This window comes from Ruegeria sp. HKCCD6426 (genome assembly GCF_057221115.1).
Genome location: NZ_JBWVBF010000001.1, coordinates 340643 through 364275 on the forward strand (window position 1 = coordinate 340643; position 23633 = coordinate 364275).

Below are 23633 nucleotides of genomic sequence, written 5' to 3' on the forward strand. Positions count from 1 at the left end.
GCCCGCTTACCTTAATCCAGCGCCCGCAGACGCTTGAACAGCGAGGATGTATCCCATCGCCCGCCACCCAGTTTCTGCACATCCTTGTAGAACTGATCGATCAGTGCCGTGACAGGTAATGAGGCGCCGGTTTCGTTAGCCATATCCAGACAGATACCCAGATCCTTGCGCATCCAGTCGACCGCGAATCCATGCTCAAAGTGATCATCCAGCATGGTTTCATGCCGGTTCACCATTTGCCAGCTGCCCGCGGCGCCCTGACTGATAACTTCAACCACCGCGCGACCGTCAAGCCCGGCTTTTTCCGCAAAATGCAAGGCTTCGCTCAAAGCCTGGACCAACCCCGCGATGGCGATCTGGTTGCACATTTTTGTCAACTGCCCGGCACCGTTGTCACCCATAAGACGGCAGATTTTTGAATAGACCTGCATCAGGGGGTCAGCCGCGTCATAGGCGGCCTGATCTCCGCCGCACATGATCGAAAGAACACCATTTTCTGCCCCAGCCTGACCTCCCGAAATCGGCGCGTCGACAAACGCAATACCTTTCGCTTTCGCAGCCGCATAAAGCTCGCGTGTGACTTTTTCGGAAACGGTGGTGTGATCGACAAAAACCGTGCCCTCGGACATACCGTGAAAAGCCCCGTCTTCGCCAGTGCAGACCATGCGCAAATCGTCGTCATTGCCGACGCAGGAAATGACGAATTCCGCGCCCTTTGCGGCTTCCTGTGGCGTTGCAGCCATTGCGCCGCCGTGCTCGGCGACCCAAGCCTCGGCTTTGGTGGATGTGCGATTAAAGACTGTAACCTGATGACCTGCGGCCTGAAGGTGCCCCGCCATAGGATAGCCCATGACACCTAGGCCAAGGAACGCGACTTTTGCCATTTGGTGATCCTCTCCCTTGTCCTGCTACTGCTGCCAGCGCCGGAATGTTCAGCACTGACAAAGCAAAGCTCGGACCAAAGGGCAACCCCGAGTTACGCCTGCCCGCCGAGATCCTGAAGGATCGGACAATCCGGGCGATCATCACCTGCACAGGCGTCGATCAGGTGGCCGAGCGTGTCGCGCATTGCCTTCAGATCGGCAATCTTGGCATCAATTTGTGTCAGGTGCTCGCGCGCGATCCGCTTCACGTCTGCGCTGGCGCGGCTTTCATCCTCGTACAGCGCCAGCAGGGTACGGCAATCTTCGATAGTGAATCCCAGCGCGCGGGCGCGGCCCAGAAAGTTCAGCTTGTGAATGTCCTGCTCGCGAAATCGGCGATAGCCGTTGTCGTCGCGCAACGGTTTGATCAAGCTGATCTCTTCGTAATAACGGATCGTTTTAGCAGGCAGCCCGGTTCGGTTTGCGACGTCTCCGATATTCATGAATGAGCCTCCTGCGATGAGAGCGAGCCGTGCGTTTCCGGAACACTCGCGCGAACACGGCGCAGGCGCAGCGCGTTGGAAACGACGAAGACGCTGGACAACGCCATTGCGCCTGCAGCCAGCGCCGGCGACAACAGGTGCCCGCCGAATGGGTATAAAACGCCTGCAGCGACGGGGATCAGCAACGTGTTATAGCCAAAGGCCCAGCCCAGGTTCTGACGGATATTGCGCATGGTTCGGCGGCTGATCTCGACCGCATTTGCCACACCTCGCAAATCGCCCGACATCAGCACCACATCCGCCGTTTCAATCGCCACATCAGTGCCGGTGCCGATAGCAATTCCGATATCAGCCGCTGCCAGAGCCGGCGCGTCATTGATGCCATCGCCAACGAAAGCCACAGTTCCATACTGCTCTCGCAACGCAGTTATTGCAGCCAATTTGCCATCGGGCAGCACTTCGGCTGTGACATGGTCGATGTTCAGCTCATCCGCCAGCGCTTGGGCCGTGCGAGTGTTGTCTCCCGTGACCATCGCCAGCGTCATTCCCATCTCGTGCAGACGTTCCAGGGCGGCACGTGTGCCGGGTTTTATCGGATCAGATACCGCAAGTGCCGCGGCGGGTTGTCCGTCAACCGCGACATATAGCGGCGTAGCCCCTGCGGATGCCAGTTCCGCAGCCTCAGGCGCTAACTTGCTCAGATCGACATCGTTTTGCTCCATAAGACGGTCTGATCCAATCAAAACGTAGCGCCCATCGACCATCGCGCTCAATCCAAGCCCGGTCAGGGACTCGAAATCCGAAATACCCGGCAGTTCTGTCGGTCCGGCGCGTGTAATAGCAGAGGCTATCGGATGCTCCGATCGGGCCTCAACTGCCGCCGCCAGCCGCAGAACCCCGGCCCGGTCAAATCCGCTGTCGGTAATTACTTCAACCAATTCGGGCCGCCCAAGCGTCAGTGTTCCGGTCTTGTCCAGCGCAATAACTCGTGCCTGCTGCAATTGCTGTAACGCGTCGCCCTTCCGGAACAGAACGCCCAGCTCTGCCGCGCGGCCCGTACCTACCATGATCGAAGTCGGTGTCGCCAGACCCATGGCGCAGGGGCAGGCGATGATCAGCACCGAAACACCTGCCACCAAAGCTAGTGGCAGCGTAGGGGCAGGGCCAAACAGCAGCCAGGCCAACACGGTCAGCACGGCAACGCCAATGACGGCCGGCACAAAGCGATGGGTGATCTGGTCGACCAGTCCCTGAATAGGCAGTTTCGCACCCTGAGCCTGCTCAACCATCCGAATAACCTGCGCCAGCACGGTATCTGCGCCCACATGGGTCGCGCGGATTCGCAGCGCTCCGGTACCATTCACGGTGCCGCCGACAACCTCGTCACCGGTCTCTTTGCCTACGGGTACCGGCTCGCCCGTAATCATGCTTTCGTCCACATACGAACTGCCGTCCAGAACCAGCCCATCCACGGGAACACGTTCGCCGGGTCGGATTTGCAAGATGTCATCCACCACAATCTCGGCAATAGGGCGGTCGACGTATACTCCGTTGCGCTCTACGCGCGCGGTGCTGGGTTGCAGCCCGACAAGCTTGCGGATTGCCGCACCAGTCCGACCTTTGGCGCGTGCCTCCAGCAGGCGACCTAACAGGATCAGGACGACGATGACGGCGGCGGCCTCGAAATAGACATTGGCGGTGCCTTGCGGCAGTATCTGCGGTGCGAAAGTTGCGACGACGGAATAGAGATATGCCGCCCCGGTTCCCAGCGCGACCAGTGCGTTCATATCAGGTGCCCACCGCAGCAGTGATGGAACGCCTTTGGCATAGAACACCCGGCCAGGCCCGATCAGCAATACCGAGGTCAAAACGAACTGAATCAGATGGCTGGTCTGAGCGCCGATGTTCGCCTGCACCCAATGGTGAAATGCCGGGATCATATGTCCGCCCATTTCTAACACGAAAACAGGCAGAGCCAGCGCTCCTGCGAACAGTGTTGCGCGGGTGAGTGCGTTGATCTCTTCAGTTTTCGCGGACCGATCGTGATCGTCTTGCTCGCCTGCCGGGTGAGCCGGATAACCGGCTTCGGTCACTGCTTTTGCCAGCGCAGCCGGGTCGGTTACACCTTGGACGTAAGTCACCGTCGCGTTTTGTGCGGCAAGGTTCACGTTTGCATTGACCACACCCGGGCTGGCAATCAGCACCTTTTCAATCCGTGCAACGCAAGAAGCGCAGCTCATCCCATCGATGTGCAAAACGTCTTCCTGCGTGGCCGCTGGGTATCCAGCCGCATCCAGCGCTTTAGCGACGTCGGGAAATTGGCTGTCATATACGATCTGTGCGGTCTCGGTGGCAAAATTGACCGAAGCTTTGCTGACGCCGGGGACCGCCTGCAACGCGTTTTCCACACGTCCAACGCACGAGGCGCATCCCATCCCTGTAACCTTGATCTGAGCGTGGTTTCGTTCCGTCATCCGAGTCGTCCTGATACTGGCAGTTACCCTCAGATGGGGGTTCCAGTCACGGGAAGGTCAAGGGGTATTCGGTGATTTTCTGCGATGTTCTAGCCCGAAGCACCCTTCCGGTGATCCAATTCTGTCTTCAAACGCTCGTTTTCCGCTTGAAGCTGCGCCATCTGCTGCCCCAGATTGTTCAAATGGGGGCGCAACTCGGCTTCGGTAAATCTGGGCGTGATATGGCGCGGGCAGTTCCAATCCAGTGCATCGATATGGATAATCGCGGCGCGCTCTGCCTCGGTCTCTGTGCCTTTGGGGTACAGATCGACCGCGGCATCGGCTCCTTCGGTAAAGGAAACCCGACCCAGAATTTTCAGGCGGCGTTGATTGGCGTAATCCATCAGGATCATCGCAATGCGGTCATTACCATCCAGGTTTCCTCGCGAAATATATTGTTTGTTGCCAGTAAGATCCGCGTATCCGATTGTGTGGTCGTCGATAACCCTCAGAAAGCCGATAGGGCCACCGCGAAACTGCACGTATGGCCACCCCGTTTCAGATACCGTGGCTTGATAGAACCCATCCCGCGCTTCGATAAAGGCTTTTTCATTCGGGCCGATCTTATGGCCCTGTTGCGGGCCGCCCTGGATGAATTTGGCGTATGTCGCGGCAGACCCCATGCGATCCTGATGCGCGCGTACGGCTGGTGTGAAGGTCAGTTGGGAAAAGGCGCGTGGCATGGGTATTCCTTTCGTTGCCCCTGAATTCGGAAGGGATCGGTTCGCTCGACAGTCGATAGATAGGGCGCGATTCCCAGCCTTCTATCCCAGTAGGGTATTTGACCCGGCCTTTGACAAAGGTGTGATAATGCGAGGGGTGCACTGGGCGAATGAAAGACAGAACGTTGCGTACTGGCCTTCGCGGACGCCACGTCACATGGATTGGCTGGAAGCGCGGCAGCGGCTAATTTTGGTGCAATTCCAGTTGAACGAGGTCTCAATGTCTCTTTTTACCAGCACCGCAGCATGGGTCACTGATGAACACCGGATGTTTGCCGAAATGGCGGGCCGGTTCATGGATGATGCCCTTGTACCGAATACCGAGACCTGGGTCGAAAATGGTGTCGTTGATCGCGCGTTCTGGCTGAAGGCTGGCGAAACCGGCTTGATGGCGGGTTCGATTGCCGAGGAATACGGCGGTGTCGGCGGAGGCATGGGGTTTGATGCCGTAACGTTGTACGAGCAAACCGCACGCGGGGACGCCGGATGGGGTTATGGCATTCAGTCCATCGCAACCCATTATATTACCGCATATGGCAGCGACGAGCAGAAACGGAAATGGCTTCCGAAACTCGCCTCGGGCGAGATGGTCGGTGCGCTGGCCATGACCGAACCGGGCACCGGGTCGGATGTGCAGGCGGTGAAGACAACGGCCGAGAAGGATGGGAACTCATACAAGATCAACGGTTCCAAAATATTCATCACCAATGGCCAGTCCGCTGATTTGGTTATCGTGGCGGCGAAGACGGACAAATCTTTGGGGTCGAAGGGTATTTCGCTGATTGTAGTGGAAACCGAAGGCGCTGAGGGATTTCGCAGGGGGCGAAACCTCAAAAAACTGGGGATGAAGGGCAATGACACGGCCGAGTTGTTCTTTGAAGACGTAAAGGTGCCGATGACCAACCTGCTGGGGGCAGACGAAGGGCAGGGGTTTTACCAGCTGATGAAACAACTGCCGTGGGAGCGGTTGACCATAGGGATAATGGCCTTGGGCGCGATCGATTTTGCCATCGCCGAGACGGTGAAATACGTTCAGGAGCGCAAGGCTTTTGGTCAGCGCGTGATGGATTTCCAGAATACGCGTTTCAAGTTGGCAGAGTGCAAGACCAAGGCCGAAGTCCTGCGCAGTTTCGTAAATGAATGTATCGCCAAGCTTGAGGCGGGAGAGCTGGACGCTGCGACTGCCTCGATGGTGAAATACTGGGGCTCTGAAGTGCAGAATGAGGTCATGCATGAATGCCTTCAGCTGTTCGGCGGCTATGGATACATGATGGAATACCCAATTGCCCGGCTTTACGCGGATGCACGGGTTCAGATGATCTATGGTGGTACAAACGAGGTTATGAAGGAGCTTATAGCCCGTTCGTTGGATGTGTAACCGGAACCCGGCGGCTCCCGCCCGTCGTCGATTTTCCTGACGGAACATCTCCTCCCGTTGGGCCGGGCAGGTGCGAGCGCAGCCCGCACCTGCCCGGCCCTCCTGCCGCCCGCAAGACGTAAAGCCGAAGACTGCGCAGCGTCTGCCTGACGGAAGATTGCCGTCCTTCAGGTTGGATGGCATTCTGACCGGGCTTCGAAATCGTACTGAAATGGCCCAACATGACAGAAACTAACAAGGACCGAATCCGAGCCCTGCTCAAAAGCATCGAGACCGGTAACCCCGGCCCTGTCTCTGTGGTGAACGAAGCCAAGTACATTCAGCATAACCCTCAGACCCACGAAGGCAGCGAAGGTCTGGCCGCCTTGTTCAAGCGCTTGTCCGAAACGTCGCCGCGCGTAAATGTTGTGAGGGCATTCGAGGACGGAGCTTACGTATTCGCCCATACGGAGTACGATTTTTCACGCCGCAATATCGGGTTTGAGGTGTTCCGCTTCGAAGATGGGAAAGCGGTCGAACACTGGGACAATATCCAGAAACGGCAGGGCCCGAACAGATCCGGGCACAGCATGGTGGACGGAATTACAGAGGTTAGTGACCCGGACCTGACCGAAAAGAATCGTGCTTTCGTGCGCGCCTTTGTCGAAGCTGTTTTGATTGCGGGCGATATTGACCGGATTGAATCCGACATCGACGCCAGCGTTTTTGCCGAGCACAATCCGCGGCTTACCGACGACCTGGCAGAGTTGCGCCAATCCCTGTCGGCGATGCGCAATGGCGTCAAGATTGTCGACTATCAGCGCGTTCACCGTGTGCTAGCCGAAGGAGATTTTGTCCTGACTGTGTGCGAAGGCATGTTCGACGGCAATCACAGCGCCTTTTATGATCTGTTTCGCGTTGCGAGCGGCAAGATCGTTGAGCACTGGGATACGCTCGAGACAATCGCACCGCGCAGCGAATGGCGGAATGAAAACGGCAAGTTCTGAATGCGGTTGCCTGATGCGAATCTTCCGATCCTATTTGTTCCTGCAGCCATAAGTGGAACGAACTAAGTGGCTCGGACGCGGCCCGTTCCGCCGGCCTGACAAAGTGATAGGCGCCGAGGCTTACGCGTGGCCCGTCCCAAGCCAGCACCAGACGCTTCGTGTACAGATCATCTGTAACCAGATAATCCGGACGAAAAAAAAGCCCAACCCATGGATTGTCGCCTGGACCATGGTCGAAAAGTGATCGAACAGCATTCCGCTGGAGTGCCCTGGGTATCGAACCATCGCCCCTACGCGTCAGGATGGGTGTCGAGATGCAGCAGTGGCGCGGTCATATGAACAGACCTCATACCTTTGCAGCGAATATCACTGGCGAATCTACCCAGCCAGATCAAAGAGTGTCCGAAAGTCCAATTTCCCCAGCCTTGCAAATGAGGTTCAACACAGTGAGACAATTGTTTTGGGTATAAGGTCCAATGGACGCTTGTCACTGGATCCGTCTGCGCCGATGATCCGCCCAGATGCACGAGGTTCAAATTGAGCGATCACGACCAATCCCTGTGGCGAAAAACCTGCGCCGAACACGTCGATGCAATGGCGCTCTCCAGTGATCTGGCGGTAGATCTCGCGGTTATTGGTGGCGGCTACACGGGATGTACTGCTGCGCTGACTGCGGCTCAGGCAGGCGCGTCGGTCTGTTTGCTCGAGGCACAAGAGATCGGGCACGGCGGATCGGGGCGCAACGTCGGGCTGGTGAATGCCGGCCTTTGGATGCCACCGGATCAGATACGGTCTTCTCTGGGGCTTGAGAGCGGCGACCGTCTGATAGAATTACTGTCCACCGCGCCCAACGATGTGTTTCACTTGATCGACACTCACGGCATCGAGTGCGAGCCGGTTCACAATGGAACGCTGCACTGCGCACATTCCGCGGCAGGTTTCCGCGACCTGCAATCACGGTGGGCTCAGCAGACCGCCTCGGGTGCGCCCGTTGTGCTTGTCTCAGCAGATGAGGCGCAATCCAAAACGGGCAGTGCCAGGTTTCACGGGGCGCTTTTTGATCCGCGCGCTGGAACGATTCAGCCTTTGGCTTACGCAAAGGGTTTGGCAAGGGCCGCGACCTTGGCCGGGGCCAAAGTTTTCCAGAACACCCCAGTGCAGTCATTGCAGCGTCAGGATGGGGATTGGGTGCTGAAGACGCCCCAAGGGGCGGTGCGGGCAAGGGCGGTCCTTCAGGCTACCAATGCGTACCATCAAGACCTCGCGCAATCCGCCCCCGCCTATGTGCCGGTCTACTATTTCCAATACGCAACTGCTCCGCTGTCAAACAATTTGCGCGCAAGTATTCTACCCGGCGGGGAAGGGTGCTGGGATACGGGGCTAATCATGACGTCGTTCCGAATGGATCAGGATGGGCGGTTCATCATCGGGGGCATGGGAGACTTGGGGCAGATTGGTCAGGCTGTGCACTCAGGCTGGGTTCGGCGCAAGATGGCAGAGCTCTACCCTCAATTGACCGACCAGCCTTTGATCGAGGGCTGGCATGGCAGAATCGCGATGACTTCGGATCATCTTCCCAAGATTGCCGAGATTGGTCCCAATGCGCTGTCCGTACACGGGTTTTCGGGCCGGGGGATTGGGCCTGGCACCGTGTTCGGTCGAATGATGGCGGAAAGCTTGCTGAACGGGGACCCGTCGTACCTACCGGTGCCCGCCGTTTCGCAGTATCGAGAATCTTGGACAGGTGTGCGTCGCGCCTTTTTCGAAGCAGGCGCGGCGGCAACGCATTTGATAAAGGCGCGATTCTAGGGGCGGGGCCTGTTGTCAGACCGACCGCGTGATCCCTCCATCCACGCGAATGTTCTGACCCGTGATGTATCCACCCCCTTCAGAGGCGAGTAGCGCGACGACCGAAGCGATTTCCTCGTAGCTGCGGCCATAGCGGCCCATGGGGATGCGGGAGCGGAATTCTTCCTTTTCCGGCAGGCTGTCAATAAAGCCGGGCAGGACGTTGTTCATACGAATGTTGTCAGCGGCGTAATGGTCCGAAAACAGCTTGGTAAAGGCTGCAAGCCCTGCACGGAAAACCCCCGAAGTCGGGAATACAGGGTCCGGCTCAAACGCGGCAAAGGTTGAGATGTTGATGATCGACCCGCCGCCCTGAGCCTGCATGATCGGAGCCACGATACGCGTGGGGCGCACGGCATTCATGAAATAGACATCCATGCCAGTGTGCCAGTCTTCGTCGGTCAGTTCCAGAACCTGCGCGCGCGGGCCGTGCCCTGCCGAGTTCACCAGAACGTCAATGCGTCCCCAATGGGCTATGGCCGCGTCGACCAGCTTTTGCAAATCCTCATTTGACTGGTTCGATCCGGTGACGCCGACGCCACCCAACTCTTTTGCCAGTGCCTCGCCTTTGCCGGACGAGGACAGGATGCCGACCTTGAACCCATCTGCCGCAAGACGTCGCGCCGCGTCCGCCCCCATGCCACTACCGCCAGCCGTGATCAAAGCTACTTTGGTCATCTGTATTCTCCAATAGTTGTCAGTCTTGAAAATGGCGTGTGTTGGGCGGTTTGACCAATCAGTTCTTCTGACCGTATGCTGTAGAAAAACTATTGGTTTGGAAAATGGCAGCTCTTCCTCCGCTCAACGCATTGCGTGCTTTCGAGGCTTCGGCCCGGCATCTTAACTTTCGGCTGGCCGCAGAAGAACTGGGCGTTACGCAAGGAGCTGTGGCGCAGCAAGTGCGCGGGCTTGAGGCCCGCCTTGGCACGCCATTGTTCGAACGCATGCCGCGCGGCCTGAGGCTGACCGAGGCCGGGCGCCGGTTTCAAGCGCCGTTGCGCCGGGCATTTCGCCTGATCGAAGAGGCCGTGGATGACCTGTCGGGTCAGCGAAATATAACCATTTCGGTTACCCCAAGCTTTGCTTCGAAATGGTTGGTGCCTCGCCTCAAAGAATTTGTCCGGCTGCACCCTGATATTCTGGTGCAGATCGACGCGCGCGAACGGTTGGCGGATTTTGAAACGGACGGCGTTGATATCGCTGTTCGCCAAAGCCGGGTACCGATAGCGGGTGAAATGAACGCGGTCCCGCTGTTTTCCAACGAGTTTCTTGTCGTCGCGAACCCGGATTTGGCGGCGCAGGTTACAAAGCCCGCCGATTTGATCCAGCATATGCTGCTGAGCGACTCGCATGGGCTATGGCCGCTGTTTCTGGACCGTGCCGGTGTCGAAGGGCGTCCTCGTATGATGAGCTTCAGCCAGACAGCTTTGGCGATTGATGCCGCGATATCGGGCCAGGGGTTTGCATTGGCCAATGCGCCGTTGGTTTCCGCGGAACTTGCTTCGGGAAAGCTGGTGCAGCCTCTGTCTGAAGTGCTGGTCGAGGATTTGGGTTTTTATGTTGTGATCCCCAAACGGCCCCGGCAGCCCGACTTGGTGGCAAAAATGCGCGACTGGCTACTGTCTCAGGTCTGAAGGGTCGCGGCAATCGCTTCGATCCGATTTCGAAGCCAGCGATGGGCCGGGTCGTTGGCAGATCTTTGGTGCCAAACCATGTAAATCGCTACGGAGGGGCACTGAAAAGGGAGGTCTGCGCAGTCCAGCGTGGCCAATGGGCCTTCTTTCATCAGGGCTGTGTCAGTCGAAATCAGGTCGCTGCCTTTCACGAATGAAGGAATCGCGTTGAAATGCGGCAAGGTCACGGTTGGCGGGCGGATTTGACTTTGATCTACCCCACGCATGACTGCGCGTGCGTTGCGGCCATCCGAAAATCGCACTTCGACATGGTCGGCCTGGCAATAGGCCTGCCAGCTATCCGGTGGGTCGCGATGGGCGGCGTCGTAGAAGACCATCAACGGGCTGGTAAACAGCCGCTTCTGGAATATGTCCGGTCCGTCCGGTGGCAGTGGCGTTACCATCAACTGGCATCGGTCGCTGCGCAACAGATCCGGATCCGGCACACCTGAGGGGATGAATTCCAACCTCAGCCGAACACCTTCGGCCCGTGCGGTCCGCAAAAGGTCGGGAAAGATCAGTTCTCGCGGCATGTCGTTGGTGGCGATCTGGATATCGATCTCTTCCGACAGCGGATCAAATGGACGTTCTTCAGTCAAAGCACGCATTGCATCCAGAACCGTTTGCACGGGCTCTTTCAGGGATAACGCCCGTTCGGTCGGGGTCAGGCCCTGACCGGACCGGACGAACAGGGGATCACCCAGAACTTGCCGAAGCTTGCTCAAGGTGTGACTGATCGCCGACTGCGTGACACCAAGATGGTCGGCGGCCTTCGAGACCGAGCTTTCCTCGAGTATTGTCAGAAAGACTCGCAGGACTTTGCCGTCCAGTTCAGTGAAATCAGTTTTCTTCATACTATCTATGATTATTCATGAATGGTTTTGTTGTCTACGACAGGTTAGTGGACGGACAAGAACAGGAGGCGCACGATGGGATTCCGCTTTTTCTCGGACAAGAACAGGCCCGTTCACATGGGCCAGTACCCGCTGGAGCGCTTGGCGCGGCAGGGTGAAATGCCGGATTTGTCCGCAGTGGCAGCAATGCCCGAGTTGAGCTTTCATCGAACCGAACAGCCTGAGAGCATCGTCAACGCGATGGGTGAGTTTCAGGCGATGATGGACGCAATCCGCGATGGCTTTGTAAACTCCGCTTCGGCGGTCATTCCGTCTGATCCGAAGGTCCGGTCCAACCATTTGAAAGCGTTCGGGTATTTCAACGATGCCTCAATGATGGGATGCGGGCCACTGCCGTCAGAAGCTCTGCTGTCTGAACCTCGGCGTAACCCAGATATCGAACGGCTGGCTCACGCCCTGAAAACCCGACAGACCAAAACACTGGCTTCAGGGATCGACGTCATCATGGCCGACCTGAAGGAAAGCATGGAGGCCACGCCCGGTTCGATCGACAGTCATCGGCATGCCATTGTTTTCTTGTACGAATTCAATCGTGATCCGGATTCTGGTGAGCCTGGAGCGGAGTGGATCGTTGACGCGCAGGACCATCGCGCTTGTCTGTTGGCCACCGAAAATGCGGTCGTCATCGCAAATTATATTCGCCTGCTTGGGTTTGACGCACGGGCCCACACGGCAATGTCGTCCGAGGTTGATCTTGGGAAGCTGGCCGTTGCCTGTGGCCTGGCGACAGTCGAAGGCGGAGATGTCATAGCTCCCTGGCTGGGCAAACGCTTTGGTCTGGCTGCTGTCACAACCGAGATGGACATGGCGCATGATCAGCCCCTGCTGCCAATGGCGCAACAGCCATGGTTTCGCACGCAAGGTCCGGCGTGGTGGTTGGGAACGGGTTTTGCAAAGAACGCCCTGAACCGCGACCCCTATGCCAAACGCAGGTATATGGACGGCGCGCATCCGTTCGAGAAACTGAAACGGGTCGACGCCCCCACCACTTACATCGACGAAGAAAACGTTGCCCGCGTGCCCAAGCGGGCAGACATGTTCGCCCGCGCGCAGTTCGGGGATATGGGCAAATCGCTGCAGGACGCAGCCAAGGGCGGATACTATGTCCGTAAATCAGCGCCCAGTTTCGCACAGCGGCGCGCGCTTGGTGCGTTTGTTCTGTTGCAGGATGGCGATAGCGTCGAAGTTACCAAACCCACTGACGCCGAACGCAATGCGGCGAATATCAAGGCGGCGACCTATTTCCTGGGCGTCGATGCCGTGGGTCTTAGCCGTTGTCCGGAATGGAGCTGGTATTCCCACGACGCCACCGGAGAAGAGATCACTCCACCCCACGATCAGGCCATCAGCATGATCATCGATCAGGGCTATGAGACGATGGAGGGCGCCAGCGGTGACGACTGGATCAGCGTCGCTCAATCCATGCGCGCCTATTTGAGGTTTTCGTTGCTGGGCGGCGTAATCGCCCAGCAGATACGCAACCTCGGATACAAGGCCAAGGCGCACACGGTAATGGATGGCGAAGTGCTGCAACCTCCGCTGCTGCTGTTGTCAGGGCTGGGTGAGGTCAGTCGGATTGGTGAGGTTATTCTGAACCCATATCTGGGTCCGCGACTGAAATCCGGTGTTGTGACCACCGACATGCCGATGAACCACGATAAGCCCATAGATTTCGGCCTGCAGACCTTCTGCGAAAGCTGCAACAAATGCGCGCGGGAATGCCCGTCCGGAGCGATCACGGCCGGGCCGAAACTCATGTTCAACGGCTATGAAATCTGGAAATCCGACAGCCAGAAATGTGCCACATACCGGGTGACAACACCCGGCGGGGCCATGTGCGGCCGGTGTATGAAAACCTGTCCGTGGAACCTCGAAGGGATATTCAAAGAACGCCCGTTCCGCTGGGCTGCGATGAAGTTCCCGCAAACGGCCCCCACCTTGGCCAAACTGGATGATGCGGTGGGCAATGGCGGCCTGAACGACACCAAGAAATGGTGGTGGGATATCGAGTTGCAGGCGGACGGCGCGTACCGCCCTACGAACCATCCGCTGAACCGGCGCGACCTGCAAAAAGATCTCGATCTGAAATACGAAGATCAGACCCTGGCCGTTTACCCGGCTTATCTGGCGCCGCATCCCTGGCCTTACCCCTTTGCAATGGACCGCGAGGCCGGGATTGCCGCCTATGAGGCGATGGTCACGGCAGATGAGTACAAGGCCCGAAAGGCTGCCGGGGATATGTCGGTTGTGCATCGCTATCAGATTGCAGGCGACGCCCCGGTAATGCGTGTCGAGCTGACCAAGGTCGACAAGATGACAGCGGACGTGACCAAGTATGAATTCTCTGCCCTTGATGGCGCGCCTTTACCTGACTGGACCGCCGGGGCGCATCTGGACGTTCTAGTCGCGCCTGAATTCCTGCGGCAGTACTCCATGTCCGGTGATCCTGCGGACCGGGCGACTTATCAGATCGGCGTTTTGCGCGAGGACGAAGGGCGCGGTGGGTCCGCTTTGTTGCACCGCATTTTCAATGAGGGGCGCAAGGTCTTCATTTCGAAACCCATCAACCACTTTGAGCTGGATGAAAAGGCGACCAAAACCTTTCTGATGGGCGGCGGCATCGGCGTCACGCCAATGATTGCATTTGCCCATCGTTTGCATGCGCTGGGCAAGGAGTTCGAGCTGCACTACTCGGCCAGCACGCGGGCAGGGGCTGGGTATCTGAATGATCTGGCGTCGATGCCCTGGGCCGATCGAGTACACTATCATTTCTCGGATGAAGGAACCCGCGCTGATCTGAATGCCGTTTTATCTGGCTATCAGGATGGCTGGCATGTCTATACCTGCGGTCCGGATCGCTACATGGATGGTGTCATACGGGCCGCCGAACGGCAGGGATTCCCGGACGAGGCCCGGCATCTAGAATACTTCTCGGTTCCCGAGCAGCCGGAATACGAAAACCATCCCTTCACCCTGCGGCTGGCACAGTCGGGGCGTGAGCTGACGGTTCCGGTCGAAAAAGACGCAGCACAGGTTCTGATTGAGGCCGGGATTCACGTAGATGTAAAGTGCTCCGACGGGATTTGCGGCGTCTGCAAATGTGGTGTGATTTCAGGCGATATAGAGCATCGCGACTTTGTTCTTTCCAACAAACAACGCGAAGCGACGATCATCCTGTGTCAAAGCCGGGCGGCCCAGCCGGAAGGGGTTGTGGAGATCGACCTTTGACCTGCGTTTGGAAACAACCTTCTGAATCATGAATTTTTGGTCGTTCCGGCCATGGACGCGCTGGGGTTGCTGCACTAACGTCCCCCGCGAATCCCAGTGAATCCTGATCCACAGGTACGAGGTAAATTCATGGACTATCACAGCCCCGCCAGTTTCGCCGAAGCCTCGGTTCTGGCTGCAAACGCGACGGGCGTCACCCGGTTTCTGGCCGGCGGTACCGACGTTCTGGTGCAGCTGCGCTCGGATCTGGTAACGCCCGATACGCTGATCGACATAAAGAAAATCAACGGTGTACGCGACATCACTCGCAATGCTGACAGTAGCTGGACGCTGGGCGTGGCGGCGACAGGAGCGGAAATGAGTGAGCATTCCGAGCTTGGTCGCGACTGGCCCGGCGTGGTCGAAGCGATGGATCTGATCGGTTCGACTCAGGTGCAGGGTCGCGCGACGCCGACCGGTAACCTGTGCAATGGTTCTCCGGCTGCCGATTCCGTACCGGCCATGGTCGCTGCAGGCGTGACGGTGACGGTCACGGGTCCTGAAGGAACTCGCGAAGTCGCTGTCGAGGATATTCCAACCGGCCCTGGTAAGACCTCACTGGTCAAGGGCGAGGTTATTGCTGCGGTGAACATCCCGGCGCGCGGTGAAAATGGCGGTGACGCCTATCAGCGGTTCATTCCCCGCACGGAAATGGACATCGCTGTGGTCGGCGTTGGCGTGAATCTGCGTCTGGACGGAGACACGATTACCGAAGCCCGTGTGTCCCTGGGGGCCGTCGCGCCAACTGTCTTGCTGGTCGAAGATTGTGCGAAAGCCATCATCGGGACCACGTTGGATGATGCCGCGCTGGACGCATTGGCCGCCGCTGCTTCTGCCGCGTGCAACCCGATCGATGACAAGCGCGGCACAATCGCATTCCGCACCGAAGTTTCGGGCGTTCTGGCCAAGCGGGTTGCCAAAATCGCCTATGCCCGTGCGAAGGGAGAACAAGCATGAGCAAGTTCCACGTATCCACTACCGTAAACGGCGACGCTGTCGAATATCTGTGCGACGCGCGAGAAACCCTTCTGGATTGCCTGCGTGACAAGCTGAACCTGACCGGTGCTAAAGAGGGCTGCGGAACTGGCGACTGCGGTGCCTGTTCAGTCAGCGTCGACGGCCGTTTGGTCTGTTCCTGCCTGATGCTGGGTGTTGAGGCCGAAGGTAAACAGATCGAAACCGTCGAAGGTATCGCTGACGGCGATGTTCTGCACCCGTTGCAGAAGAAATTCATCGAGTATGCCGCCCTGCAATGCGGTGTCTGCACGCCCGGCATTCTTGTGGCCGCCAAATCTCTGTTGGAGAAAAACCCTGATCCGACCGAGGAAGAGGCGCGCTATTGGCTGGCGGGCAACCTGTGTCGTTGTACTGGCTATGACAAGATCATTCGCGCCGTGATGGACACGGCCGCCGAATTGCGGGAGGCTTCGTAATGGCACTCGACGATCGTAAATCCGTATTCAGTTTTGTTGGTACGCGTCCAGACCGCCCGGACGGGTTGGACAAAGTCACAGGACGCGCCAAGTTCGGCGCGGACGCCTATGCGCCCGGCATGTTGCATGGTGCGATCCTGCGCTCGCCGCACGCCCACGCGCGGATCGTTAAAATTGACGCCTCCAAGGCCGAGGCGCACAAGGACGTCAAAGCCGTGGTCACCCGTGCTGATTTCGCCGATGTGCCGTTCAAGCCCGGTCTGGAAGGTGAATTCTGGAACGTGCTGGAAAACGTCATGGCGGGCGAAAAGGCGCTCTATGACGGACATGCGATCGCTGCCGTGGCCGCGACCTCGGCACTGGCGGCGCGCGACGCGCTGAAACTGATTGAGGTAGAGTACGAAGTCCTGCCTCACGTCACCGACGTCGACAAGGCGATGGCTCCTGACGCACCGGTTATTCGCGAAGGTGCTGCAGATTATTCGGTTCCCGAAGGCATGCACCCGAACGTCGTGCGCTATCACGAAAGCGGTCACGGCGATGTCGAGGCCGGTTTTGCCGAGGCCGATCTGGTCATCGAAGACAGCTTTGTCACCGAGGCAACCCATCAGGGGTATATTGAACCCCACGCCTGTCTGGCGATGCTGGGCAATGACGGTAAGGGCGAGCTGTGGTGCTGCACACAGGGGCATTGGATCGTACAGAAAACCTGTGCCGCGGTTCTGGGCATTGAAACCTCGAACCTGCGGGTCACCGCGTCTGAGATCGGCGGCGGATTCGGCGGCAAGACCACCGTGTTCATCGAGCCGGTGGCATTGGCGCTGAGCCGCAAGGCCAACCGCCCTGTCAAGCTGGTGATGACGCGGTCCGAGGTGTTCCGGGCCACAGGTCCGACCTCGTCGGCGTCGATGGACATCAAGATCGGGATGAAGAAAGACGGTACCATTTCGGCTGCCCAAGGCATTTTCCGCCTACAGGGCGGAGCATTTCCCGGCGCGCCGGGCGACATGACCGCGATGTGTGCCTTTGCGCCCTACAATCTGACCAATGTGCGGCAGGTGGGCTATGACGTGATGGCCAACCGCCCGAAACAGGCGGCTTACCGTGCGCCGGGTGCGCCGATGGGCGCGTTTGCAGTAGAATCCGTGCTGGACGAACTGTGCAAAAAGCTGGGTCTCGATCCAATCGATGTGCGTCTGAAAAATGCCGCCCACGAAGGCACCCGGGCAAGCTATGGCCCAACCTACGAACGCATCGGGCTGGTGGAAACGCTTGAGGCCGCCAAGGCACATCCGCATTATTCGGCGCCTTTGAAGCCGGGGCAGGGGCGCGGGATTTCCTGCGGCTTCTGGTTCAACCACGGCGGCGAAACCAGCGTCTCGCTGGCTTTGTCCGAGGATGGCTCGGCCCAGGTCATGGTGGGTACGCCGGATATCGGCGGCTCGCGCGCTTCGATGGCGCTGATGGCGGCGGAAGTTCTGGGTATTCCCTATGAAAACATCCGTGTGACTGTCGCCGACACCGCATCGCTGGGCTACAACGACGTGTCCCATGGAAGCCGTGTGACCTATGCCAGCGGTCTGGCTACCATCAAGGCAGCCAAGCACGCGGTTGAAAAACTGTGCGAGCGCGCGGCGGCAAGCTGGGGTATCCCGGTGGAAGCGGTCAAATGGGAAAACGGCTGCGCTGTGCCCTCAGGCCCCAATGCCGGTGACTTCGACCCGCGCCCACTGGCCGACATCACCGCCCATATGGGCGCGACCGGCGGCCCGATTTCGGGCCATTTTGAGGCAACACCCGAAGGGGCGGGCGTGTCATTTGGTACGCACATCGTCGATGCTGAGGTTGATCCGGAAACCGGCAAAACCAGCGTCACCCGCTACACGGTCATTCAGGATGCCGGCAAGGCGATCCACCCGACCTATGTGGAAGGCCAGTATCAGGGCGGTGCTGCGCAAGGTATCGGCTGGGCGCTGAACGAGGAATATATCTATGGCGATGATGGTCGCCTGCAGAACTCGATCTTCCTCGACTACCGCATCCCGGTGGCCTCGGACTTGCCGATGATCGATACGGTGATCGTCGAGGTTCCAAACCCGGGCCACCCCTTCGGTGTGCGGGGTGTTGGCGAAACCGGCATCGTACCGCCGCTGGCCGCCATCGCAAACGCGGTCTCGCATGCGGCTGGCGTTCGGATGCGGGAACTGCCGATGTCGCCACCTCGCATCCTCGCGGCGCTCAAGGACAATGGTTGAGGTTCACCTTTGGTCCGGCCTCCGGTCTTTGACCGGGGGCCAGCAGGTGGTCGAAGTTGAGGCCGCCACTACCGGTGAGCTGTTGCGAGAACTGGTGCGCACCCATCCGCAATTGCAGGGACCAATCGATGCCGGCGTGTCGGTTGCAATTGACGGGCGGATCATCGCCACGGGATTGGCTGAGCCGATCCCGGAAGGCGCAGAAGTCTATCTGATGCAAAGGCTGCGAGGTGGCTGATCTGGGATCAGTGCTGCCTGCGTAACCCTTTGTTCTTGATGTGAAAGCCCCTGCGGAACTTGAATGTCCGGGCAGGTTTGTGGACGCGATACTTCGACCCGAATCGCCCCTAATGCCGATATTTGAGGGAGTGTCGGGGCTTCGTGAGATTATACCCCTTTTACTTGTAATTTCGCCATATCGATCGACCATGGTTGCTCGCCAGTTGCCCACGCGGCACATGCGTCTGAACCGGACTGGGCAGCAGGCGCTGCATGGTTCCAATATGCCGGCTGATTGTAGTCGGAGTATGCAGGCTCACCCTATGCCCGGCACGGCTCGCAGGAATTCTATCAAATCCGTCCGACGCCCCGGCCGGATAGGATTGCCCGACTGCGCCAATAGAACCGCCGAATATCAGGATCGCCATGGCAGAAAAGAGCGCGGCTTTCGTCTGAGACCAATAAACCCTGATTACTCTCGGGCGAGATCGGCCAATCACCAGCCGTTTGCAATCGATATACCAAAGGGGGATGGTGCTGCTGGAGAGAATTGAACTCTCGACCTCTCCCTTACCAAGGGAGTGCTCTACCTCTGAGCTACAGCAGCGCTGTGGGCGGGTGATTAGACTCAAACGAAACGCGGCGCAAGGGTGTCTGGACGGTTTTTTGCGTCTCCTGTAGAGAAAGATAATGGCAGACAGAAATTCACCAAAAAAACACGGCAAATCCGGAGATGCGCGCGAAGAACGGCTCAAGGCCGCGCTCAAAGCGAATATGGCGCGGCGCAAGGCGCAGGCCAAGGCGCGGACGGCATCTGGAGACAAGACCGTCAAGGACGAGGATTAAGAGCAGATGGATTCGATTCTGGTGACGGGAAATGGGCCGCTGAACGGCCAGATTCCGATTGCGGGGGCCAAGAACGCGTGTCTGACGCTGATGCCCGCTACCTTACTGAGCGATGAACCGCTGACGCTGACTAATGCTCCGCGGCTGAGCGACATCAAGACCATGACCCAATTGCTGCAGTCGCTGGGGGCAGAGGTCTCGCAGTTGCAGGACGGGCAAGTGATAGCGATGTCCAGCCATGACCTGACGAGCCACACGGCAGAGTACGATATCGTGCGCAAGATGCGGGCGTCCAATCTGGTGCTCGGTCCGATGCTGGCGCGGTTGGGACAGGCCGTGGTCTCGCTGCCCGGTGGCTGTGCCATTGGTGCACGGCCGATGGACCTGCACGTCGAAGGCCTTGAAGCGTTGGGCGCCGAGATCGAACTGAAAGACGGCTACCTTCATGCCAAGGCCCCGGGTGGGCTGAAAGGCGCGGTGCACGAGATGCGCTTTGCCTCGGTGGGTGCAACTGAAAACATCGTCATGGCTGCAACATTGGCCAAGGGGACTACGGTTCTGAAAAACGCCGCGCGCGAGCCTGAAATTGTTGATCTGGTTGAGTGCCTGCGCAAGATGGGCGCACAGATTTCGGGCGAGGGCACCTCGATCATCGAAATTCAGGGCGTCGACCGCTTGCACGGTGCGACGCATCAGGTTGTCACTGATCGGATCGAGTTGGGCACCTACATGCTGGCTCCGGCGATCTGTGGTGGTGAGGTCGAGTTGCTGGGCGGTCGCATGCGGCTGGTCGAATCCTTCGCTGAAAAACTCGATGCCGCGGGGGTGAATGTCGAAGAGACCTCCAAGGGACTGAAAGTGGCTCGCAAGAACGGGCGGGTCACGTCAGTGGACGTGGTGACGGAACCCTTCCCGGGATTTCCAACCGACTTGCAAGCGCAGATGATGGCGTTGATGTGCACCGCCGAGGGGACTTCGGTTCTGGAAGAACGTATTTTTGAAAACCGATTTATGCATGCTCCTGAACTGGTCCGCATGGGCGCGAACATCGAAGTTCACGGAGGCACCGCCACTGTCACCGGAGTCGAAAAACTCAAAGGTGCGCCGGTGATGGCGACGGATTTGCGCGCTTCGGTGTCGTTGATTCTGGCCGGACTGGCGGCCGAGGGCGAAACAACCGTCAGCCGGGTCTATCATCTGGATCGCGGTTATGAACATGTAGTGCGCAAGCTGGAAGGCGTGGGCGCAAAGATTGAACGGATCAAGGGCCAATGACAGACGCAAGTTTCAAGGACGGGCGCGAGGCTCCGCTAAACCTCGGTGCAGAAGACGGTGATGATCTTCAGGTCATCGCGACCCTGACGCAGGATGCCATTTTTCCGGTGACCGAGATGACCTGGCGCCCGTCCGAGGGTCGGTTTGCTTTGTTGCTTAACCGGTTCCGTTGGGAAGACAAAGACGCCGCAACCCGGCGCAATCGGCCATTTGAACGGGTGCAATCCGTACTGGTCTTTGATTCCGTTTTGTCTGTGGCCAGTCAGGGCATCGACCGCAGCGACAAAGATATGGTTCTGTCTCTGTTGTCGGTCGATTTTGAGGCGGGCGAAGATGGCGCCGGTCAGGTTCTGCTGACTCTGGCCGGTGATGGCGCGATCCGCCTGAATGTCGAAGCCATAGATGCCACCCTCAAGGATGTCACCCGCCCATATCGCGCCCCTTCGGGCCATGCGCCGCATCATCCGGACTGAATGAACAACAAGCGCGGCATAGCGCAGGCGTTCTCCCGTCCGCCAGAGGCAACGACCTTGCGTCGGGCAACGGTTTTCGATGTGTTTGCCCTTAGCCGGGTGTTGATCCGCTCGATCACACAGCTATGCGAAGCGGACCATGGGAATGATCCGCAAAACGTGGCGCTGTGGACGGCAAACAAGGACGCAGCGACCATCCGGGGTTGGATCGTGTCCGGCTCGCCGATTTGGGTGGTAGAAACCTTGGGGCAGGTTGTCGCCGTTGGCGGCTTGATCGAAACCGGAAAGATAACCCTGATGTATGTCGATCCTGATCACACAGGATTTGGGGTCGGCTCGCAGTTGTTGAGCCGGCTCGAATGCGAACTTAGCGCGGTTGGGTGCACCGAGGCGCAATTGGATGCTACGCGAACGGCACGTGAATTCTATGCCGCGCGGGGGTGGCATGCGTCCGGTCCACCCGGCGAATGGAACGGGATTTCGCAATTCCCGATGCGCAAATCGCTGCACCCCCCGGTCTGAGGGTTGAGAGCACCCGATCCCGACGATAAGACCCTCTCACCTGTCCGGAGTTTCTGACCATGCCTGTTTTTCTCGACTCAACGTCTGCAGATTTCGAATTCGCCTTTAAGACGCTGCTATCTGCCAAACGCGAGGACAGTCCGGACGTGGATGCCGTTGTTGCGCAGATCATCGAGGACGTGAGGAGTCGCGGCGATGCGGCTGTTATCGAACTGACCGCGAAATTTGACCGGCTGGATCTGACGCCCGAGACAATGGCCTTCAGCTCCACAGAGATTGCAGAGGCCGTGGCTCAGGTCTCACCACAGGACCGCGCGGCGCTGGAACTGGCGGCTGACCGTATTCGTACTTATCACGAAAAACAGATGCCCTCGGATTACGAATGGACTGATGAGGCCGGTGCGACCCTCGGATGGCGTTGGTCGGCGGTTTCGGCTGCGGGTCTCTATGTGCCCGGAGGGCTGGCGTCCTACCCGTCCTCGGTTCTGATGAATGCAATCCCGGCCAAGGTCGCTGGCGTTGAAAGGCTGGCCATAGTGGTGCCAACGCCGGATGATCAGGTGAATCCGTTGGTCCTGCTGGCGGCACAGCTGTCCGGAGTGGATGAGATCTACCGGATCGGCGGCGCTCAGGCGGTTGCCGCGCTGGCCTATGGAACGGAAACCATCGCGCCCGTCGACAAGATCACCGGCCCGGGCAACGCTTTCGTCGCGGCGGCCAAGCGGCGGGTGTTCGGCAAGGTCGGTATCGACATGATTGCTGGTCCTTCGGAAATTCTGGTGATCGCCGACAAGCACAACGACCCCGACTGGATCGCACTGGACTTGCTGAGCCAGGCGGAACATGACGAAAGCGCGCAGTCCCTTCTGATCACTGATGACGCTGATTTCGGCCAGGCGGTGGCGCAGGCAGTGGACAAGCGGCTCGAAACCCTGCAGCGCCGGGCGATTGCCGGGGTCAGCTGGCGCGACTTCGGCGCCGTGATCACGGTGCGTGACCTGGACGAGGCTGCGACCCTGTCCAACCGGATCGCCCCCGAGCATCTGGAGCTCTGCGTCGCTGACCCTGTGGCGCTTAGCGCCAAAACCATCCACGCTGGCGCGATTTTTCTGGGCCAATACACACCCGAAGCCATCGGCGACTACGTTGGCGGGCCGAACCACGTTTTGCCTACAGCCCGATCAGCCCGGTTCTCCTCGGGCCTCAGTGTGATGGACTTTCTCAAACGCACCACGCTCAGCCAGATGACGCCGCAAGCTTTGCGAGCGATCGGTCCCGCAGCTGAGCAACTGGCGCAATCCGAAGGCCTCGAGGCGCATGGGTTGTCGGTTACGGCGCGTTTGAAGCGGTTGAACGGTTGATTTGACGCGAAGGTGTACGGCATTTGGCGTTTCTGAGCGTTGCTCAACCAAATGCGTTGTTATAGGTCTTCGCTGACGAGAAGGATTGTGACCGCTTAGATGACACGCATTTCGCATATCGAACTGGATGACCGCAACCTGCCGCCTCCGACCCCGGAAATCGAGCAGGAGCGCAAGGTGGCGATTTTCGATCTGCTCGAAGACAACTCGTTTGCCTTGCCGCAGCGCGACGATCGGGTCGTACCTGAGGGTCCGTATCATGTGCAGCTGTCGATCAGGGACAAAAGACTGGTTTTCGGCATTGAGACCGAGGCCAGTGAAAAGGCGGCCGAGTTTCATCTGTCGCTTGGCCCCTTCCGGCAGGTGGTCAAAGATTATTTCCAGATCTGCGAAAGTTATTTCAATGCGGTCAAGACCTTGCCGCCCAGCCAGATAGAGACCATCGATATGGCCCGACGTGGAATCCATAACGAAGGCAGTCGCGTTTTACAGGAACGGCTGGAAGGCAAGGCCGAGATTGACACCGACACCGCCCGCCGTCTGTTCACGCTGATCTGCGTGCTGCATTTTGGGGGGTGACGG

General features: G+C 58.6%; 20 protein-coding genes, 1 tRNA gene and 1 pseudogene. 15 read left to right on the forward strand and 7 right to left on the reverse strand.

Going from position 1 to position 23633, the window contains the following annotated elements:
* Window positions 1–11: 11 nt before the first annotated feature.
* The 4 genes and pseudogenes from AC2TDA_RS01675 to AC2TDA_RS01690 form a co-directional block, all read right to left on the reverse strand.
* Window positions 12–890, reverse strand: a pseudogene (locus AC2TDA_RS01675) (NAD(P)-dependent oxidoreductase); the annotation flags it as partial.
* A gap of 86 nt (window positions 891–976) precedes the next feature.
* Complete coding sequence (cueR, locus tag AC2TDA_RS01680; RefSeq protein WP_480847557.1) at window positions 977–1366, reverse strand: Cu(I)-responsive transcriptional regulator; 390 nt, start codon at window positions 1364–1366, stop codon at window positions 977–979.
* A complete protein-coding gene (locus tag AC2TDA_RS01685) occupies window positions 1363–3840 on the reverse strand; it encodes a heavy metal translocating P-type ATPase (RefSeq protein ID WP_480878528.1) in 2478 nt (825 codons plus the stop codon). Before AC2TDA_RS01685 ends, cueR begins: the two co-directional genes overlap by 4 nt.
* Before the next feature lie 89 nt (window positions 3841–3929).
* Window positions 3930–4562, reverse strand: a complete 633-nt coding sequence (locus tag AC2TDA_RS01690) for a pyridoxamine 5'-phosphate oxidase family protein (RefSeq protein ID WP_480878529.1) — start codon at window positions 4560–4562, stop codon at window positions 3930–3932.
* A 259-nt stretch (window positions 4563–4821) separates the two neighbouring features.
* On the opposite strand from AC2TDA_RS01690, the gene AC2TDA_RS01695 reads away from it, so the two are divergent.
* The 3 genes from AC2TDA_RS01695 to AC2TDA_RS01705 all read left to right on the forward strand — a co-directional run bounded on the left by AC2TDA_RS01695 (window position 4822) and on the right by AC2TDA_RS01705 (window position 8774).
* Window positions 4822–5979 carry an acyl-CoA dehydrogenase family protein gene (locus AC2TDA_RS01695; RefSeq protein ID WP_480878532.1) on the forward strand — a complete coding sequence of 386 codons (1158 nt, stop codon included), beginning with the start codon at window positions 4822–4824 and terminating at the stop codon, window positions 5977–5979.
* A gap of 221 nt (window positions 5980–6200) precedes the next feature.
* Window positions 6201–6965, forward strand: coding sequence for a nuclear transport factor 2 family protein (locus tag AC2TDA_RS01700; protein ID WP_480847550.1), 765 nt, complete (start codon window positions 6201–6203; stop codon window positions 6963–6965).
* Between the two features lie 537 nt (window positions 6966–7502).
* Window positions 7503–8774 (forward strand): NAD(P)/FAD-dependent oxidoreductase, encoded by a 1272-nt coding sequence (locus tag AC2TDA_RS01705; protein WP_480878533.1) that lies wholly within the window; start codon window positions 7503–7505, stop codon window positions 8772–8774.
* 15 nt (window positions 8775–8789) lie between these two features.
* Here AC2TDA_RS01705 and AC2TDA_RS01710 read toward each other — a convergent pair whose 3' ends face one another.
* Window positions 8790–9491 carry an SDR family oxidoreductase gene (locus tag AC2TDA_RS01710; protein ID WP_480878535.1) on the reverse strand — a complete coding sequence of 234 codons (702 nt, stop codon included), beginning with the start codon at window positions 9489–9491 and terminating at the stop codon, window positions 8790–8792.
* A gap of 104 nt (window positions 9492–9595) precedes the next feature.
* On the opposite strand from AC2TDA_RS01710, the gene AC2TDA_RS01715 reads away from it, so the two are divergent.
* Window positions 9596–10447 carry a LysR substrate-binding domain-containing protein gene (locus tag AC2TDA_RS01715; protein WP_480878537.1) on the forward strand — a complete coding sequence of 284 codons (852 nt, stop codon included), beginning with the start codon at window positions 9596–9598 and terminating at the stop codon, window positions 10445–10447.
* Here the strand turns inward: AC2TDA_RS01715 and AC2TDA_RS01720 are convergent.
* Window positions 10438–11340 (reverse strand): LysR family transcriptional regulator, encoded by a 903-nt coding sequence (locus AC2TDA_RS01720; RefSeq protein ID WP_480878538.1) that lies wholly within the window; start codon window positions 11338–11340, stop codon window positions 10438–10440. The two genes, AC2TDA_RS01715 and AC2TDA_RS01720, sit on opposite strands and share 10 nt — an antisense overlap.
* A gap of 75 nt (window positions 11341–11415) precedes the next feature.
* Between AC2TDA_RS01720 and AC2TDA_RS01725 the strand changes: the two genes are divergently transcribed.
* The 5 genes from AC2TDA_RS01725 (at window position 11416) to AC2TDA_RS01745 (ending at window position 18593) form a co-directional block, all read left to right on the forward strand.
* Window positions 11416–14628 carry a reductive dehalogenase gene (locus AC2TDA_RS01725; RefSeq protein ID WP_480878539.1) on the forward strand — a complete coding sequence of 1071 codons (3213 nt, stop codon included), beginning with the start codon at window positions 11416–11418 and terminating at the stop codon, window positions 14626–14628.
* Between the two features lie 129 nt (window positions 14629–14757).
* On the forward strand, window positions 14758–15624 hold the full coding sequence (locus AC2TDA_RS01730; protein WP_480878541.1) for an FAD binding domain-containing protein: 867 nt from the start codon (window positions 14758–14760) through the stop codon (window positions 15622–15624).
* Window positions 15621–16100, forward strand: a complete 480-nt coding sequence (locus AC2TDA_RS01735) for a (2Fe-2S)-binding protein (RefSeq protein ID WP_480847535.1) — start codon at window positions 15621–15623, stop codon at window positions 16098–16100. The genes AC2TDA_RS01730 and AC2TDA_RS01735 overlap by 4 nt, the downstream gene beginning before the upstream one ends.
* Window positions 16100–18355, forward strand: a complete 2256-nt coding sequence (locus AC2TDA_RS01740; protein WP_480878543.1) for a xanthine dehydrogenase family protein molybdopterin-binding subunit — start codon at window positions 16100–16102, stop codon at window positions 18353–18355. The genes AC2TDA_RS01735 and AC2TDA_RS01740 overlap by 1 nt, the downstream gene beginning before the upstream one ends.
* Entirely contained in the window at window positions 18348–18593 is a 246-nt protein-coding gene (locus tag AC2TDA_RS01745; RefSeq protein ID WP_480847532.1) for a MoaD/ThiS family protein, read from the forward strand. The genes AC2TDA_RS01740 and AC2TDA_RS01745 overlap by 8 nt, the downstream gene beginning before the upstream one ends.
* 513 nt (window positions 18594–19106) lie before the next feature.
* Here the strand turns inward: AC2TDA_RS01745 and AC2TDA_RS01750 are convergent.
* Window positions 19107–19181, reverse strand: a tRNA-Thr gene (locus AC2TDA_RS01750).
* A gap of 83 nt (window positions 19182–19264) precedes the next feature.
* On the opposite strand from AC2TDA_RS01750, the gene AC2TDA_RS01755 reads away from it, so the two are divergent.
* From AC2TDA_RS01755 to AC2TDA_RS01780, 6 genes are all read left to right on the forward strand, one after another.
* Window positions 19265–19420, forward strand: a complete 156-nt coding sequence (locus AC2TDA_RS01755; protein WP_480847530.1) for a hypothetical protein — start codon at window positions 19265–19267, stop codon at window positions 19418–19420.
* A gap of 6 nt (window positions 19421–19426) precedes the next feature.
* Window positions 19427–20695: a UDP-N-acetylglucosamine 1-carboxyvinyltransferase gene (murA, locus tag AC2TDA_RS01760; RefSeq protein ID WP_480847528.1), complete on the forward strand. Its 1269-nt coding sequence runs from the start codon at window positions 19427–19429 to the stop codon at window positions 20693–20695.
* Window positions 20692–21168: a DUF2948 family protein gene (locus AC2TDA_RS01765; protein ID WP_480878546.1), complete on the forward strand. Its 477-nt coding sequence runs from the start codon at window positions 20692–20694 to the stop codon at window positions 21166–21168. Before murA ends, AC2TDA_RS01765 begins: the two co-directional genes overlap by 4 nt.
* The gene (locus AC2TDA_RS01770; RefSeq protein WP_480878549.1) at window positions 21169–21690 is read left to right on the forward strand and encodes a GNAT family N-acetyltransferase; all 522 of its coding nucleotides are present in this window, start codon (window positions 21169–21171) and stop codon (window positions 21688–21690) included.
* Window positions 21691–21749: 59 nt separating this feature from the next.
* Window positions 21750–23051: a histidinol dehydrogenase gene (gene hisD, locus AC2TDA_RS01775; RefSeq protein WP_480878551.1), complete on the forward strand. Its 1302-nt coding sequence runs from the start codon at window positions 21750–21752 to the stop codon at window positions 23049–23051.
* 99 nt (window positions 23052–23150) lie between these two features.
* On the forward strand, window positions 23151–23630 hold the full coding sequence (locus tag AC2TDA_RS01780) for a UPF0262 family protein (protein ID WP_480847521.1): 480 nt from the start codon (window positions 23151–23153) through the stop codon (window positions 23628–23630).
* The last annotated feature ends 3 nt before the right edge of the window (window positions 23631–23633 follow it).